The sequence below is a fragment of the Brevundimonas denitrificans genome, from assembly GCF_030160755.1.
GTDB lineage: Bacteria > Pseudomonadota > Alphaproteobacteria > Caulobacterales > Caulobacteraceae > Brevundimonas > Brevundimonas denitrificans.
In genome coordinates, this window is record NZ_BSOY01000216.1 from 1 (window position 1) to 591 (window position 591).

Sequence of the window (591 nt, forward strand, 5' to 3'; positions counted from 1 at the left end):
GACTGCTTGATTTTGCTGTTAGTTCGACAGCCGCCGCGTAATCACAACACAGGTTGAGAAAGAACCATGACCTCTTGTCTGATCGTAGATGATTCCAAAGTTGTGCGGATGGTCGCACGGCGCATTCTGGAAGATTTGAAATTTGAAATTCTGGAAGCTGCAGACGGGAAGGAAGCAATGGACGTGTGTTTGAAAGGCATGCCCGATGTGATCCTTCTGGATTGGAACATGCCCGTAATGAGCGGGATCGATTTCCTTCGGACATTGCGCAGCACCGAGGGCGGGGATATCCCGAAAGTCGTTTTCTGTACCACGGAAAACGATATGGCGCATATTCGCGAGGCCATGACCGCCGGCGCGAACGAGTATATTATGAAGCCTTTTGACCGTGCGATTATTGAAGCAAAATTCTCTCAGGTTGAGGTGCTTTAGTGTTGATGTCTGGCACTTCCAATGTCAAAGAAAACAATCAGGTTATGAATAGTCCTTATCGGGTGATGGTCGTTGATGATTCCGCTGTAATTCGGGGGTTCTTGACGCGCTGGCTACAAAGTGAGCCGGATATCGAGGTTGTCGCCTCGGCCAGCAATG

The 591-nt window shown here is 49.4% G+C and carries 1 protein-coding gene; it reads left to right on the forward strand.

Annotated features, from left to right (window positions below):
- Positions 1–66: 66 nt before the first annotated feature.
- Positions 67–432, forward strand: a complete 366-nt coding sequence (locus QQJ79_RS15845; RefSeq protein WP_169559800.1) for a response regulator — start codon at positions 67–69, stop codon at positions 430–432.
- Positions 433–591: the final 159 nt, after the last annotated feature.